The 15,851-nt window shown below is 66.2% G+C and carries 14 protein-coding genes, 1 tRNA gene and 1 pseudogene; 12 read left to right on the forward strand and 4 right to left on the reverse strand.

Going from position 1 to position 15,851, the window contains the following annotated elements:
• Window positions 1–18 precede the first annotated feature (18 nt).
• The gene (locus IBX18_RS21175) at window positions 19–345 is read right to left on the reverse strand and encodes a thyroglobulin type-1 repeat-containing protein (protein WP_194835292.1); all 327 of its coding nucleotides are present in this window, start codon (window positions 343–345) and stop codon (window positions 19–21) included.
• A gap of 85 nt (window positions 346–430) precedes the next feature.
• On the opposite strand from IBX18_RS21175, the pseudogene IBX18_RS43450 reads away from it, so the two are divergent.
• A pseudogene (locus IBX18_RS43450) lies at window positions 431–523 on the forward strand (site-specific integrase); the annotation flags it as partial.
• Between the two features lie 216 nt (window positions 524–739).
• On the opposite strand, the gene IBX18_RS21180 reads toward IBX18_RS43450, so the two are convergent.
• A tRNA-Leu gene (locus IBX18_RS21180) sits at window positions 740–823 on the reverse strand.
• A gap of 224 nt (window positions 824–1,047) precedes the next feature.
• Here IBX18_RS21180 and IBX18_RS21185 point away from each other — a divergent pair.
• The 8 genes from IBX18_RS21185 to polA all read left to right on the forward strand — a co-directional run bounded on the left by IBX18_RS21185 (window position 1,048) and on the right by polA (window position 12,120).
• Complete coding sequence (locus IBX18_RS21185; protein WP_150406672.1) at window positions 1,048–1,665, forward strand: ANTAR domain-containing response regulator; 618 nt, start codon at window positions 1,048–1,050, stop codon at window positions 1,663–1,665.
• A gap of 228 nt (window positions 1,666–1,893) precedes the next feature.
• Window positions 1,894–3,093, forward strand: a complete 1,200-nt coding sequence (locus tag IBX18_RS21190) for a branched-chain amino acid ABC transporter substrate-binding protein (protein WP_147141483.1) — start codon at window positions 1,894–1,896, stop codon at window positions 3,091–3,093.
• 97 nt (window positions 3,094–3,190) lie between these two features.
• Entirely contained in the window at window positions 3,191–4,228 is a 1,038-nt protein-coding gene (locus IBX18_RS21195; RefSeq protein ID WP_194835293.1) for a branched-chain amino acid ABC transporter permease, read from the forward strand.
• Entirely contained in the window at window positions 4,225–5,652 is a 1,428-nt protein-coding gene (locus IBX18_RS21200) for a branched-chain amino acid ABC transporter permease (protein ID WP_228541452.1), read from the forward strand. The genes IBX18_RS21195 and IBX18_RS21200 overlap by 4 nt, the downstream gene beginning before the upstream one ends.
• A complete protein-coding gene (locus tag IBX18_RS21205) occupies window positions 5,649–6,641 on the forward strand; it encodes an ABC transporter ATP-binding protein (protein WP_194835294.1) in 993 nt (330 codons plus the stop codon). Before IBX18_RS21200 ends, IBX18_RS21205 begins: the two co-directional genes overlap by 4 nt.
• A 98-nt stretch (window positions 6,642–6,739) precedes the next feature.
• Entirely contained in the window at window positions 6,740–7,435 is a 696-nt protein-coding gene (locus IBX18_RS21210) for an ABC transporter ATP-binding protein (protein ID WP_194835490.1), read from the forward strand.
• 53 nt (window positions 7,436–7,488) lie between these two features.
• Entirely contained in the window at window positions 7,489–9,165 is a 1,677-nt protein-coding gene (locus IBX18_RS21215; RefSeq protein ID WP_228541453.1) for a DUF885 family protein, read from the forward strand.
• Window positions 9,166–9,375: 210 nt separating this feature from the next.
• Complete coding sequence (polA, locus tag IBX18_RS21220; RefSeq protein WP_194835296.1) at window positions 9,376–12,120, forward strand: DNA polymerase I; 2,745 nt, start codon at window positions 9,376–9,378, stop codon at window positions 12,118–12,120.
• A gap of 615 nt (window positions 12,121–12,735) precedes the next feature.
• On the opposite strand, the gene IBX18_RS21225 is transcribed toward polA, so the two are convergent.
• Window positions 12,736–13,131 carry a nuclear transport factor 2 family protein gene (locus IBX18_RS21225; protein ID WP_194835297.1) on the reverse strand — a complete coding sequence of 132 codons (396 nt, stop codon included), beginning with the start codon at window positions 13,129–13,131 and terminating at the stop codon, window positions 12,736–12,738.
• A gap of 127 nt (window positions 13,132–13,258) precedes the next feature.
• Between IBX18_RS21225 and IBX18_RS21230 the strand changes: the two genes are divergently transcribed.
• From IBX18_RS21230 to IBX18_RS21240, 3 genes are all read left to right on the forward strand, one after another.
• A complete protein-coding gene (locus IBX18_RS21230; protein WP_194835298.1) occupies window positions 13,259–13,885 on the forward strand; it encodes a TetR/AcrR family transcriptional regulator in 627 nt (208 codons plus the stop codon).
• A gap of 231 nt (window positions 13,886–14,116) precedes the next feature.
• Window positions 14,117–14,326: a hypothetical protein gene (locus IBX18_RS21235; RefSeq protein ID WP_194835299.1), complete on the forward strand. Its 210-nt coding sequence runs from the start codon at window positions 14,117–14,119 to the stop codon at window positions 14,324–14,326.
• A 27-nt stretch (window positions 14,327–14,353) separates the two neighbouring features.
• A complete protein-coding gene (locus IBX18_RS21240) occupies window positions 14,354–14,665 on the forward strand; it encodes a hypothetical protein (protein WP_194835300.1) in 312 nt (103 codons plus the stop codon).
• 319 nt (window positions 14,666–14,984) lie between these two features.
• Here the strand turns inward: IBX18_RS21240 and IBX18_RS21245 are convergent, their stop codons facing one another.
• The gene (locus IBX18_RS21245; protein ID WP_194835301.1) at window positions 14,985–15,722 is read right to left on the reverse strand and encodes a MerR family transcriptional regulator; all 738 of its coding nucleotides are present in this window, start codon (window positions 15,720–15,722) and stop codon (window positions 14,985–14,987) included.
• Window positions 15,723–15,851 lie beyond the last annotated feature (129 nt).

Genomic DNA, 15,851 nt, shown 5'->3' on the forward strand with positions numbered 1-15,851 from the left:
GTGTCCGGGACTGCCCAGTCAGTTTGCGAAGCCACCATCTTGGGCACACATGGGCGGCTTCTTGCCGCGCTCTTCCGCGTAGTGCCTAGCCAATATGCAGTCGGCACGCTTCAACTTGCTGCTCGGCTGGGTGAGGGGGACGCCGGTCTTCGGATCCCACACTTGGCAGAATCGCGAACTCTCGTCGCACTGCAGCGCCTCGTAGTCCCCGTTTTTGTCACATCGCGGAATGATGCGGCTGCGGCCACTATCCTCAGCACGTTCTTCGACCGCATCTTTCTGGCAGTCCGTCTGAGTGCCTTCTTCGGCAATCGGCCGCGCCACTGCCGGGCCGGTTCCGGACACGAGCCAGACGGCACATACAGCGGTAACGAGTGCAGATCGCAGAACGAGCATATGTTCCTCCAGCGATGGTAGCGAGGCGGGATTGAAGGGTGTTGTGCCACAAGCACTTCGCCATACGGCAGCGTCTCTCGCGATCAGTGCAGGGGTGAACATCAAGGTCGTACAGCGGATGCTCGGGGCAAGAGAGCGCCGAGGAAATCGTCCGCACGAACGCGCGTGCAAAGGTGCGCAAAGAGGTACACATTCGATCGCGACTACCGCAATCCACGCCCCCACTGGAAGGGGGTTCGGGGGGCAACGCCCCGCCGAGCGGGGTCTGGGGGCTGCGCCCCCAGTGTGACGACGAGACACCCCCGCCCGCGCGTTCCGCGGGCAAGGATGCCCCAGTGTCGAGTGCCGAGTGTGGGACTCGAACCCACACGTCCTTTCGGACAACGGTTTTTGAGACCGTCGCGTCTGCCAGTTCCGCCAACCCGGCGCACCGGGAGGAAATGATAGCGGGTGGGGTGGGCTGGGACCTAACTGGTTGGTCGGCGACCCGCGGCCGGGCGGTTTGCCCTGGGTATATGAGTTCTATGCCGAAGTGAAAGGTACTCTTTACATCACTCGATAGCTCGGTGGTGAGGTCGATGGTCGGCTAGTTGGACCAACGTCCACCTCTCGGCGTGTCGGAGCAGGCATCTGAACCAGAGGGGTCTACCTATGAGCACAGCAGCAGGGGGCGCAAGCACGAAGCGCGACGCGGGGGCGAAGCGGGTTGTCGTCGCCGAGGACGAGGCGCTCATCCGCATGGATCTGGTGGAGATGCTGACCGAAGAGGGTTATCTGGTGGTCGGTGAGGCCGGCGACGGTCAGCAGGCGGTGGATCTCGCGGTGGAGCATCGACCGGATCTGGTGATCATGGATGTGAAGATGCCGCGCCGGGACGGCATCGATGCGGCGGCCGAGATCGCGTCGAAACGTGTTGCGCCGGTGGTGATTCTGACCGCGTTCAGTCAGCGTGACCTGGTCGAGCGGGCGCGCGACGCGGGTGCGATGGCCTATTTGGTGAAGCCGTTCACCAAGTCGGATCTGGTGCCGGCGATCGAGCTGGCGGCGAGTCGCTTCCACGAGATCACCGCGCTGGAGGGCGAGGTGGCGAACCTGTCCGACCGGCTGGAGACGCGCAAGCTGGTGGAGCGGGCCAAGGGCGTGCTGATGCAGACCCAAGGTCTTTCCGAGCCGCAGGCGTTCAAGTGGATTCAGCGGACCGCAATGGATCGCCGGACTACGATGAAGGCTGTCGCGGAGGTCGTGCTGGAGAACCTCGCTCCCAAGTGACCTCGGCCGTCGACGGGTGTGAATTTTACGCGTGCGAAACGCGATCGTGAACAAAAATTCGACACGATGTCGCGTTCATGATCCGAATGTGATGCGGAACTAACGTATGAACGCTAAGTTCTGACCGGGCTGACGTGGTCGGCCTCCTCGGTGATCCCGGGGGAGCACAGGACTTAGAGGTGAAACGTGCTTAGTTCGACATGGCACAGTCGTACGACGCGAGGTGTTTTGGCTATCGGCGCTGCCGCCGCGCTGGTGCTGACCGGTTGTAGTGACAAATCGACCAGCAGCAACGGTACGGATTCGTCCGGTACCAGCGGCGCAGCCGGGCTGTCCATCCAGCCGGTGGTGCAGGTAGACATCAATGGCAAGGAAGTTGCGAAGACTGACGCGTCCAAGGCCGCCGACCCCGCCGGTGACGGCAAGGCGACCTGCGCTCCGACCAGCATCGCCTTTGCCGGCGCGTTGACGGGCCCGAATGCCGCGCTCGGGATCAACATCGACATGGGCGCGAAGCTGGCGCTCGATCAGCACAACAAGGCCAACCCCGGCTGCCAGATCACGTTGAAATCGTTCGACACCGAGGGCGATCCGCAGAAGGCCACCCAGGTCATCCCGCAGATCGTGAACGACAAGTCGATCGTCGCCCTGCTCGGCCCGACGTTCTCCGGTGAGACCAAGGCGACCGGCAAGATCCTCAGTGACGCCGGCCTGGCCTCGCTGACCTCCTCGGCCACCAATGCCACGCTGACCCAGAACGGCTGGACCAGCTTCTTCCGCGGCCTGGCCCATGACGACGTGCAGGGCCCGTCGGTGGCGAAGTACCTGACCGGCACCGCGGGCTACAAGAAGGTCTGCGTCATCCAGGACAACAGCGACTACGGCACCGGCCTGGCGAAGAGCATCACCGACGGTCTCGGTGCGGCGGCCGACGCCAGCTGCTCGTCCAGCATCAAGACCGGTGACAAGGACTTCTCCGCCACGGTCACCAAGATCGCGGGTGCGAACGCGGACGCCGTCTTCTTCGCCGGTTACTACGCCGAGGGTGCGCCGCTGGCGCAGCAGCTGAAGTCGGGTGGCTTCAAGGGCGTCTTCGTCGCCCCGGACGGCACCAACGACCCGCAGTTCCTGTCCCAGGCGGGCAGCGCGGCCAAGGGCGCGACGCTGACCTGCCCGTGTGGTCCGGCTCCGGAGAAGTTCGAGAAGGATTACCAGGCTTTCAACAAGCAGCCTTCGGGTGTCTACTCGGTCGAGGCCTACGACCTGGCCACGATCCTGGCCAAGGGCATCGACGCGGGCAAGGTAACTCGTCCTGACCTGCTGGAGTACGTGCGTAGCTACGACGGTGCCGGGCTGGCCCGTCAGTACAAGTGGAGCGCCAACGGCGAGCTCAGCAACGCACTGATCTGGATCTACACGGTCAAGTAACCCATACACACGAGTCGCGCAGCACGTACCGGGGTTCGCGCGAATCCCGATACGTGCTGCTGTTTCGTGAGGGCGAATGAATGAGGGCGAATTACGAATGACACCCACTGCATTAGCCGGCGCTGTACAACTCGCCGGCGGATCAATCGACTTCAACTATGAAGGCGTGATCCAAGATTTCTGGCGACTGACCGTCGACGGATTGTCCTACGGTGCGATCTACGCACTGGTCGCTGTCGGCTACACCCTGGTCTACGGCGTTTTGCGGCTTATCAATTTTGCCCATTCGGAAATATTCATGCTCGGCCTGTTCGGTCAGTACATCGGGCTCATGTTGCTCGGTTTCTCGCCGAGCGGTGATGTCTACTCCCAGGGCATCATCCTCACCATCACCTATTTGGCGCTGGCGATGATCTTCGGCATGGCGGTCTCCGGGGCCGCGGCAGTCGGATTGGAACGCGTCGCCTATCGGCCGCTGCGCAGGCGTGGCGCCAAACCCCTGATCTTCCTCATCACCGCCATCGGCGCCTCGTTCGTGATCCAGGAAATCGTGCACTTCGTGCTGCCGAAGATCTGGCCGTCCGTGGGTGGCACCAATGCCCAGAAGCCGATCATGCTGGTGGAGCCGACCACGCAGTTCAGCTTCGGCGGCGCGGACATCAGCAACGTGACGCTGGTGATCATCGTCGCCGCGATCATCCTGGCCATCGCCACCGAGCTGGTCATCAATCAGACCAAGTTCGGCCGCGGCATCCGGGCCGTGGCGCAGGATCCCGATACCGCGACGCTGATGGGTGTCTCGCGGGAGCGGATCATCATGCTCACCTTCCTCATCGGCGGCGTGCTCGCCGGTGCGGCCGCGTTGCTGTACGCGCTCAAGATCCCGAACGGGATCATCTACTCGGGCGGATTCATCCTCGGCATCAAGGCGTTCAGTGCCGCGGTGCTCGGCGGTATCGGAAACCTGCGCGGCGCGCTGCTCGGCGGCCTGCTGCTCGGACTGGCGGAGAACTACGGCCAGATCCTGTTCGGCACCGAATGGCGCGACGTGGTCGCGTTCGTGGTGCTCGTGCTGGTGCTGATGATTCGACCGACCGGCATTTTGGGTGAGAGTCTCGGGAAGGCACGAGCATGAACGTTTCGACCAAGACTGCCGCTCCGCCACCGGCGCCGGAGCGTCCGATGCGCGGCGTCGGTGACGCCCTGCGTTCCTGGTGGGGCGGTCTGTCCCGGCCGGCCCAGTGGGCGGTCGGTGTGCCCGCCATCATCGCGCTGGCCTTGCTGCCGTTGTTCCCGCCGCCGTTCATCGACACTCCGGGCACCAGCTTCGGCGGTGTGATGGCGCAGTTCGCCATGTACGCCCTGCTCGCTGTCGGCCTGAATGTCGTTGTCGGACAGGCGGGTCTGCTCGACCTCGGGTATGTCGGGTTCTATGCCGTCGGTGCGTACACCGTCGGCCTGCTCACCAGTCCCAACAGTCCGTGGAATCAGACCGGCGGCGGCTGGTTGAACGACGACTGGGCGTGGCTGGCCTGCTTGCCGCTGGCGGTGGCGGTCACCGCGATGTCCGGCCTCATCCTCGGCACGCCGACGCTGCGCTTGCGCGGCGACTACCTGGCGATCGTGACGCTCGGCTTCGGTGAGATCGTCCGGCTGCTCGCCGACAACCTCGGTGACGTGACCAACGGCAGCCTCGGCCTGTCCGGCATCGCCTATCCGCGCGTCGGCGAGTCGGAGACGAAGCCGAACGGCGTGTTCTCCTCCGGCAATGTCGGAAACTCCGACTCCGCCAACTTGCTCGACAAAGCCAACGCGGGCGCCTGGTGGTTCTGGGTCGGCATGGTGCTGGTGATTGTCACCCTGCTGATCGTCGGCAACCTGGAGCGCAGCCGAGTCGGCCGCGCGTGGGTGTCGATCCGGGAGGACGAGGACGCGGCCGAGATCATGGGCGTGCCGACGTTCAAGTTCAAGCTGTGGGCGTTCATGATCGGCGCCGCGGTCGGCGGGCTCTCGGGCGCGCTGTACGCGGGTCAGGTGCAGTTCATCAACCCCACCGGGTTCAACATCATCAACTCGATGCTGTTCCTGTGCGCGGTCGTGATCGGCGGGCAGGGCAACAAGCTCGGCGTGATCGTCGGCGCGTTCGTCATCGTGTATCTGCCGAACCGGTTGCTTTCGGTGCAGGCGGTCGGGCAGACGGCGGTCGGCTGGCTCGCGTTGATCTTCACCATCGCGCTGGTGGTCGGGCTGATCGTGGGGTGGCGCAGGTGGGCTCGTGATCAGGAACGGCCGATCCGGCTCGGCTATCTGGCCGGCGGACTGGTTGCCCTGGTTGTGATGCTCGTCGTGCTGAACAACGTGCTGGTCTTCCAGAAGCCGGGCGCCCAGTCCCTCGGCGACTACAAGTATCTGTTCTTCGGCATCACGCTGATGGTGGTCATGATCTTCAAACCGCAGGGCCTGTTCCCGGTCCGGCAGAAATTGCTCGCCTACGGGCGGCAGGTGTACCAAGCCGTGCGCAGACCGTCCGGCGACGACGCGATCGGAGCGACCCGATGACCGGGCCGGGCGCCGGTGGCGCACTGTTCGACAACGAGGACATGGCCGCGGGCTATGTCGCCGAACCCGAGGCGGAGCCCAGTGCCGGTGTGGTCGACGTGACCGCGGTGATTCCGGACCTGGCCGACGCCGAGACGGTCGCGGAGGTCGTGGCCTCGCATCGCGAGATCTCGACCGAAGTCGGTGCGCCGCTGCTGCGCACCGACGAGCTGACCGTGAAGTTCGGTGGTCTGACCGCGTTGGACGCGGTGAGTTTCGAGATCCGCCGCGGCGAGATCCTCGGGCTCATCGGGCCCAACGGCGCGGGCAAGACCACCTGCTTCAACGCCATCACCGGGGTGTACCGCCCGTCCTCGGGCACCGTGTATTTCGACGGCGCACCGCTGACGAAGACCAAGCGCAACGCCATCACCCGGCTCGGCATCGCGCGTACCTTCCAGAACATCCGGCTCTTCAACGAGATGACCGCGTTGGAGAACGTGGTGGTCGGCACCGACGCCAGGCACAAGACCTCGGTGCCCGGCGCCATCTTCCGCACCGCGCGGCATCGCCGCGAGGAACGCGACGCGATCGAGCGGGGCATGGCGCTGCTCGAATTCGTCGGTATCGCACCGATGGCGGTGGAGAAGGCACGCAACCTGTCCTACGGCGATCAGCGCCGGTTGGAGATCGCCAGGGCGCTGGCGACCGAGCCGAAGTTGCTCTGCCTGGACGAGCCCGCGGCCGGGTTCAATCCGAGCGAGAAGTCGGCGCTGATGGATCTGATCCGCAAGATCCGCGACGACGGGTTCACCGTGCTGCTGATCGAGCACGACATGCGCCTGGTGATGGGCGTGACCGACCGGATCGTGGTGCTGGAGTTCGGCCGCAAGATCGCGGACGGGCTGCCCGCCGAAATCCGGGAGGACCCCGCGGTGATCGCCGCCTATCTCGGTGTGCCCGACGACGGCACCGAGTCGGGGACGAGCGCGCACGGGACGGACGGGTAGGAGCAGCGATGACATCGCACAGAGAACCGGATCAGCAGACCGTCGACGTGACCAAGGGAGCTTCGGCCGCGTCCGAGGCCCTGCTCGAGGTCACCGACATGGTCGTCAACTACGGCAGAATCCAGGCGCTGCACGGGATTTCGCTGCGGGTGGCGGCGGGCGAGCTGGTAACCCTGCTCGGCGCGAACGGGGCGGGCAAGACCACCACCATGCGGGCGCTGTCCGGCCTGCTGCCGCTGACCCGCGGCAAGATCATGTTCGAGGGTCGCGACATCACCCACATGAAGGCGCACGAGCGGGTGGGTGAGGGCCTGATCCAGGCACCGGAGGGCCGGGGTGTTTTCCCCGGCATGACGGTGCAGGAAAACCTCGACATGGGTTGCTACGGAAGGCCGTTCAAGCAGAAGGCGGAGTACAACCAGACGCTGGAATGGGTGTTCGAGCTGTTCCCGCGGATGTCGGAACGGCGCAAGCAGGTCGGCGGCACGCTCTCCGGCGGTGAGCAGCAGATGCTCGCCATCGGCCGGGCGCTGATGGCGCGGCCGCGACTGCTGTTGCTGGATGAACCGTCGATGGGCTTGGCGCCCATGATCATTCAGCAGATCTTCCGGATCATCTCCGAGATCAACCAGCAGGGCACCACCGTGCTGCTGGTCGAGCAGAACGCTCAGCAGGCGCTCTCGCGCAGCGACCGCGCGTACATCATGGAGACCGGCGAGGTCACCAAGACCGGCTCCGGTCGCGACCTGCTCACCGACCCGTCGGTGAAGTCGGCCTACCTGGGCGTCGGGTAGTTCCGGTGTAATCCCCAGGGCCGCAAGGCCGTCCTCGAGGCATGATCGTGACCATGAATGGTCACGATGAGCTGACAGGTCTGGCCGAGCGGTACTGGGACACCTTCCTGGAGGCCAAACCCAGCGACGCGACACTGCTCGGCGATCGGCGCTTCGACGATCGGGTCGAGGATCTGTCCGCCGCGGCCGAACAACAATTGCTGTCGACCTGGCGCGACCTGTTGCGCCAGGTCGACGCGTTCGACGCCGAGCGGCTCGACGCCACCGATCGCACCACCCGCAGCCTGCTGCGCACCGAGTTGGCGGGCGCGATCCAGCGGCTGGAGTGCCGTCCGCTGGAAATGGCCTCCGATCAGATGGAGGGCGTGCACGCCTACCTGCTGACGATGGCGCCGCAGACCAACGCGCCGGAGCCGGCCAACGCGCTCGCGCTGGTGCAGCGCTTCCGGCAGTTCGACACCATGCTCGCGCAGGCCGTCGATCGGTTCCGGGACGGGTTGGCCGCGGGCCGCACGCCGCCCCGGATCACCCTGGAGCGGTCGCTGAACCAGCTCGACGGATATCTGGCCTCGGAGCTGGCCGAGGATCCGTTCGTCACCTTCGCCGGTCCGCCGAACTGGGCTGGCGAGGCGAACTGGCGCGCCGAATTGACCGAGGTGGCACGCGATGTCATCCGGCCGGCGTTCCAGCGCTACCGGGAGGTGCTGTTCAACGAGCTGCTGCCCGCGAGCCGGCCGGACGACAAGCCGGGCCTGTGCTGGCTCGGCGCCGACGGCGCGGACATCTACCAGCGCCAGCTGCGTTACCACACCACCCTGCCCGAGCTCGGTGCCGACGAAATCCACGAGCTCGGACTGACCGAGCTCGCGGCGCTGCGTGAGGAATACGCGACGATCGGCGAGCGGCTGTTCGGCACCGCCGACCTCGGCGAGATCTTCGCCAGGCTGCGCGACGATCCCGCGCTGTGTTACGTCGACGGCGAACAGATCATGTTCGACGCGCGGCACGCGCTGACCTCCGCGAACGCCCAGGTGGGCAACTGGTTCGGCAGGCTGCCCAAGGAATCCTGCGAGATCGTGCCGATGCCGGAGTTCCTCGCCGCCGACGCCCCTGCGGCGTACTACTTTCCGCCCGCCGCGGACGGTTCCCGGCCCGGCACCTACTTCGTCAACACCTATCACCCCACCGGCCGCGGTCGCTTCGAGACGGCCGCGGTGGCGTTCCACGAGGCCATCCCCGGCCACCACCTGCAACTCACCATCGCCAACGAACTCGACCACCTGCCGCGGTTCCAGCGCCAGTCGTACGCGAACACCGCGTTCGTCGAGGGCTGGGCGCTCTACACCGAGCGGCTCGCCGACGAAATGGGTTTGTACGAGGACGATCTGGGCCGCCTCGGCATGCTGTCCGGCGATTCCATGCGCTCCTGCCGCCTCGTCCTCGACACCGGCCTGCACGCGAAAGGCTGGAGCAGGCAGCAGGCCATCGACTTCATGGTGGCCAACGCACCCGCCGGCATCGCCGAGATCACCACCGAGGTCGACCGCTACATCGGCATGCCCGGCCAAGCCGTCGGCTACAAGATCGGCCAACTGGAAATCCGCCGCCAGCGCCTGGCCGCCACCGAACGCCTCGGCAGCGCCTTCGACATCAAGGCCTTCCACGACGTAGTCCTCGGCTCCGGCTCCCTCAGCCTCCCCGTCCTCCGAGAACTCGTCGCCACCCTGTAACCCCCTGCGCCGCCCGCCTCAGAATTCGTACTCCGGTGGGCGGCGTCGGAGGCCTTCGGGGGTGAAGGAGAAGGTCGCCGCGAACGGGCCGGGCGCGAGCAGGATCGGCGCGGCTTGCCGTCCCACGTTCGGGCAACGAACGGGCGGGGTTTGGGGGTGGGTGGGTGTCGGCGTATCACCTTGTCGGTGCTGGTCCCTAGACTCTGGGGCGTGAGTTCACCCACGACTGCTCAGCGTCCTGTCACCGCGTCCGGCTCCAGCGAATCCGCACCGGGAGACCGGCCGACTCTGCTGTTGCTGGACGGGCATTCGATCGCCTATCGCGCGTTCTTCGCGCTACCGGCGGAGAACTTCAAGACGGTGACGGGGCAGACCACCAATGCGGTGTACGGATTCACCGCGATGCTGATCAACCTGCTGCGCGACGAGAAGCCGACGCACATCGCGACGGCGTTCGACGTGAACCGCAAGACGTTCCGCACCGAGGCGTACCCGGAGTACAAGGCGAACCGGTCGCAGACCCCGGACGAGTTCCGCGGGCAGGTCGAACTCACCAAGGACGTGCTCGGCGCGATGGGCATCCCGGTGATGGCGATCGAGGGCTTCGAGGCCGACGACATCATCGCCACGCTCACCACCCGGGCCGTGGACGAGGGCTTCCGAGTGCTGATCGTCTCGGGTGACCGCGATGCCATCCAGCTGGTCAACGAGAACGTGACGGTGCTCTACCCGCGCAAGGGCGTCTCCGACCTGACCCGGTTCACCCCCGACGAGGTGTTCGCCAAGTACGGCCTCACCCCCACCCAGTACCCGGACTACGCGGCGCTGCGCGGCGACCCGAGCGACAACCTGCCCGGCATCCCCGGCGTCGGTGAGAAGACCGCGGCCAAGTGGATCCGCGAGTACGGCGACCTGAACTCGCTGGTGGACAAGGTGGACGAGGTGAAGGGCAAGGTCGGTGACGCGCTGCGCGCCAACCTGAGCAGCGTCATCCTGAACCGCCAGCTCACCGAGATGGTGCGCGACATGCCGCTGCCGTACACCCCGGACCAGCTGGCGCAGCAGCCGTGGGACCGCAACAAGATCCATCAGCTCTTCGACGACCTGGAGTTCCGCGTGCTGCGGGACCGGTTGTTCGAGACGCTGGCCCCGAAGGAGCCGGAGGCCGAGGCGGGCTTCGAGATCAGCGGCGGCGCGCTGGAGGTGGGCGCGGTCGCCGACTGGCTCACCGAGCACGCGAAAGCCGGTGTCCGGCAGGGCGTCTCGATCGTCGGCTCCGGCACCCCCGGCAACGGTGACGTGCGCGCGCTGGCCATCGCGGCGGGCGACGGCGAGAGCGGCTACATCGACGTCTCGATCCTGACCCCGGAAGACGAAGCCGCACTGGGCGCCTGGCTCGCCGACCCGGCCGTGCCGAAGGCGCTGCACGAGGCGAAGGCCGCCATGCACGCACTGACCGGCCGAGGCTGGACGCTCGGCGGGCTCACCTGCGACACCGCGCTGGCCGCCTACCTGGTCCGCCCCGGCCAGCGCAGCTTCAACCTCGACGACCTCTCGCTGCGCTACCTGCGCCGCGAACTGCGCGCCGAAACCGATGAGACCCCCCAGCTTTCGCTGCTCGACGACGAGGACACCGTCGACGCCGAACTCGCCCAGACCGAGATGCTGCGCGCCAGGGCCGTCGCCGACCTCGCCGACGCGCTCGACACCGAACTGCAGCAGATCGAATCCGTCCCGCTGCTCGAGGACATGGAACTGCCGCTGCTCAGCGTGCTGGCCAACCTCGAAGACGCCGGCATCGCGGTCGACACCGACCAGCTGGAGACGCTGCAACGCCAGTTCGCCGACAAGGTGACCGAGGCGGCCAACGCGGCCTACGAGGTGATCGGCAAGCAGATCAACCTCGGCTCACCCAAGCAGCTGCAGGTGGTGCTGTTCGACGAGCTCGACATGCCGAAGACCAAGCGCACCAAGACGGGTTACACCACCGACGCCGACGCGCTGGAGTCGCTGTTCGAGAAGACCGAGCACCCGTTCCTGCAGCACCTGCTCGAGCATCGCGACGCGACGCGACTGAAGGTGACAGTGGACGGTTTGCTGAAATGCGTTGCCGACGACGGACGCATCCACACCACGTTCAACCAGACCATCGCCGCCACCGGCCGGCTCTCCTCCACCGAGCCGAACCTGCAGAACATCCCGATCCGCACCGACACCGGCAGGCAGATCCGCGACACCTTCGTCGTCGGCGCGGGCTACCAGTCGCTGATGACCGCCGACTACAGCCAGATCGAGATGCGCATCATGGCGCACCTGTCCGCCGACGAAGGTCTGATCGAGGCCTTCAACTCGGGTGAAGACCTGCACACCTTCGTGGCGTCCAAGGCCTTCGACATCCCGATCGCCGAGGTGACCCCGGAGCTGCGCCGCCGGATCAAGGCGATGTCCTACGGCCTGGCCTACGGCCTGAGCTCCTACGGCCTGGCCGCCCAGCTGAAGATCAGCACCACCGAGGCCAAGGAGCAGATGGACGTCTACTTCGACCGCTTCGGTGGCATCCGCGACTACCTGTACGAGGTGGTCGAGCAGGCCCGCAAGGTCGGCTACACCTCGACCCTGTTCGGCCGCCGCCGCTACCTGCCCGACCTGGACTCCAGCAACCGGCAGCGCCGCGAAGCCGCCGAGCGGATGGCGCTCAACGCCCCCATCCAGGGCACCGCCGCCGACATCATCAAGGTCGCGATGATCAACGTGCACAAGGCGATCGAGGCCGCAGGCCTGCGCTCCAGGATGCTGCTGCAGATCCACGACGAATTGCTGTTCGAGGTCGCCGAGGGTGAACGGGAAACCCTGGAGGCGCTGGCCAAGGAACAAATGGCCGCCGCGATCCACCTCTCGGTGCCCCTCGACGTCTCGGTCGGTACCGGTCGTAGTTGGGACAACGCCGCGCACTGACGGTGGTGGCTGCCGCGCGCACCGAGCACTGTCGACGCCGATGCCACGCTGGTTGCCGCCGCCATGTCCCGTCGGGCATTGATCGCACTCGTGAACGGGACGTGGTGGCAAATCTGCGCGGGCGTTTCGGCTGCGATGTCCCGTTGGGTGCTGACGGCCCTGGCCGGTGGGACATGGCGGGTCAACGCGGCGGTTGCCGCCGCCATGTCCCGTCGGGCATTGATCGCACTCGTCAGCGGGGCGTGGTGGCGAATCTGCGCGGCGTTTCGGCTGCGATGTCCCGTTGGGTGCGCGGACGGCCCTGGCTTGTGGGACGCGGCGGGTCAACGCGGCGGTTGCCGCCGCTATGTCCCGTCGGCTGACGGCGCTGTACACGAGCGGGATATGGCGGAGGCTTCACTCGGTGAATGCCGCCGTGGCGTCCCGTTCGGCGTTGACGGGCCGTTTCGAGGGGACATGGTGGCGGATGTTCGGTGTGAGGGGAGGCCGCCGGTGGGACGCCGAGGATCCGGTTCGGTCGGCGGACCGGATCGCCGGCGTCGTGCGTCCTCGGCCGCTCGAACCGGTGCGGCCGTGATCGGCTGACCACCTTGCGGCCGAGGATAATTCGCTGGCTCAGGCGATGTCGGCGGGTGCGGCCAGTGCAGCTTGCATCGCCACTCCGTCTACGTAGGTGTGCTTTTCGCGCACCGCGCCGTTCTCGACCAGGACCAGGTCCGCGATGTCGACATCGACGGCGTTGCCGGTGACCGAGGTGCCGGTCAGCCGCCACTGAACCACCCAGAAGTCGTCGCCGACCCGCAGGTTGACCAGGTGGAAGGTGAGATCGGGGACCAGGGCGAAGGTTTGCGCGGCGGCGGCGCGGATTTCGGCGCGGCCTCGCGCGGGCTCGCTCCCGGAGTGCAGGTGGAATATCGAGTCGGGAGTGTGCAATTCGACGATGCGGTCGGGGTCGCGGTCGGCCCAGCAGGCGTGATAGCGCTCGAACAGTTCGGTGGTGCTCGCAGACATAATGCTGAATCTCTCCAAGATACAAACAGACTGACTGTATGTTCCCGGATGGCGGCACCGCCGGTCAAGGGGTGCGTTGGCTCGGATCGAAGCCGGGTGCGGCACTGCCATAGACTTCGACGTCGCTATGAACGCTGATCGTCGAACCCAAGCCGAACGTTCGGCCTCGACCCGCGGTGCGGTGGTCCGGGCCGCGCGAGAACTGTTCGGGCAGCACGGATATGGCGCGGTGAGTACGGTCGCGGTGGCCGAGGCGGCCGGGGTGAGTCGTGGCGCGCTCTACCACCAGTTCAGTGAGAAGCGGGAGCTGTTCGAGGCGGTATTCGAAGACCTCGAACGCAGCCTGGTCCAGGTGATCGGCACGGCGGTCGCCGCGTCGCATTCCGATGATCCGCTCGCCGACCTGATCGTGGGCTGCTTGGCGTGGTTGCAGGCCTCGACCGCTCCGGAAGTGCAACGGATCGCGCTGCTGGACGGCCCTGCGGTGCTCGGCTGGCGCCGATGGCGGGAGATCGAACTACGGCACACGATCGGTCGGGTGGAGAACGCGTTGGCCGGGGCCATCGCCGCGGGGCGGGTCAGACCGCAACCCGTGCGGCCGCTGGCGCTGGTCATCGTCGGCGCGTTGGACGAAGCCGCGCAATACCTCGCGCACAGCGAAGACATCATCGCGGACACTGAGGCTGTCCGCTCGGTGATCGAGCAGCTCATTTCGGGGCTCGCCATCGATCCGGAGCAGCGGCCTGCCAAGTAGTTCCGTAGCGGGTGACGGATAAAAAGCCTTGTGTTACAGTCCATTTGCCGCGACGGAATCTGGGGATTTCCACTGCATAGCGCGGCCTATGGGAGGGGAATTATGCATATCCAAGTTCGACGTCTGGCGCTGGCCGCCACGGTAATTGCGGCTTCGGCCATTACCGTGGGGTTTCCGACGGCCACCGTGACCGCTGATCCAGGGCGGTGCGGAGTTACCGTCTCCAGCGGTGTGGATACCGGCAAAGCCGCCGCACCGAGCGTCATCTATCTCATGCGCAACGACTGCTCGGTGGGTGCCAATTTCCGGGTCTACCAGTACACCCTCGGCCGCGACGCGCAGGCCGGGAACGGTCAGACCTGTCAGTGGGTCGGCGCACACGACACCGCGACCTTCTGGGATCCAGTGGGCGACAGCACATGGCAACCGCTCAGCTGCTGAAACCTGTTCGATCCCAAAGGAACTGATATGACAAACATGAAGAACATCGCCGCGTCGGTCGCGGCGGCAACGGCAATCGCCGGAATTTACGTCCTGGCGTCGCCGACGACGACTGCGCAAGCGGATCCCGGACGCTGCGGTGTATCCGTGCAGGGACCATCCAATTCCGGCTCGCAATGGGCCTATTTCGTGCGCAACGACTGCTCGTCGAATATCCATGTGAAGGTTCAGCTGTACACCCTCGGACAAGAAACGCCATGCAAGTGGATTGTTCCGGGGGAGACAGTTGCTTTGTTTTCCAACTTTCTCGATGGAACCTGGCAAGCCGTAGCTTGCTGAGATTCGCCAACAAGTCCACCGAACTCGCGTAGGGCCGCGCCGCAGCGCTGCGGCGCGGCCCTACGCGGCGGCTTGGCGGCTCGGCGCGACGCGGCGGCTTGATGGCCCGGCTCGACGTGGCGGGTTGGCGGTCCGGCCCTACGCGGCGGCTTGGCGGCTCGGCGCGACGCGGCGGCTTGATGGTCCGGCTCGACGCGGCGGCCTGGCGGTCCGGCTCGAAACAGCGAGCCTCGGCGCGCAATCGGGTGCATCTCGACGCTTTGTGCAGCAAGCAATGTTGCTGTGGCACTTGGCATCGCTGGCGTGCCGCGGATCGAGGTCAGCTGCCGGATGTAACGGTGCGGCGGTGCTTGGCGCGGTGCGCGAGCACCTCGAGGACGCGCTGCCAGGCCGGTGACGCCTCGGAGATCTGCGAAGTGACCAGCTTCAGGTATCCGGACGCACTGCCGTCGCGTTCGTGCCGGATCTCCCAGGCGTCCAGGTCATCGATGAGTTGGTCGAGACGTGGGTCTTGTGGATCCCACTCGACCGATTGATCGCAGGCGAGATACAGGCGCAGCATTTCGGGGTCGGCCAAACCGGCGTTCTTGTCGCGTATTCGCTGCGGCATGACGTGTGGCTCGAGTGCCTGCATCAGGATCCACGCGTCGCGCTCGAGGCGCACCCGTTGCTCGCTCACCCCGAGATCGCGCATCCGGTCCAGGATGGCGACCACCTCGGCGGGCAGGACAAGGCTCTCGCCACCCGCCAATTCAGCGATCCGGCGGCGGTATTCGCTGAGCTCGTCGATCTTGCGTCGCAATGCGCCGTCGATGTCGGTGATGGCGGCGGCGAACTCGGTCGGATCGGCATGTAGCAATACGTCGATCCGGGCCAGCGGCACACCGGCATCGGCGAGCGTCCGGATTCGGATGAGATCGACCGCCGCCTGCGCGCTGTAGCGGCGATAACCCGACGCATCGCGCTCGGGCTCGGGTAGCAGCCCCACCTGGTGGTAGTGCCGGACGGTGCGCACGGTCACGCCGGCGGTCGCCGCCAACCGGCCGATCGTGAGCACCGTCCTCCTCGGATCTTCGCGAAGATAATCGCGTCGAGTCTAGGGCGGTACGCCGACGGGCCCGCCGGAGTGGGTGCACTCAGCCGCGTGTCCAGGCGACCGCGTCGTGGATTGCCTCGCGGCTACTGC

The organism is Nocardia sp. XZ_19_369 (assembly GCF_015355715.1).
Taxonomy (GTDB): domain Bacteria; phylum Actinomycetota; class Actinomycetes; order Mycobacteriales; family Mycobacteriaceae; genus Nocardia.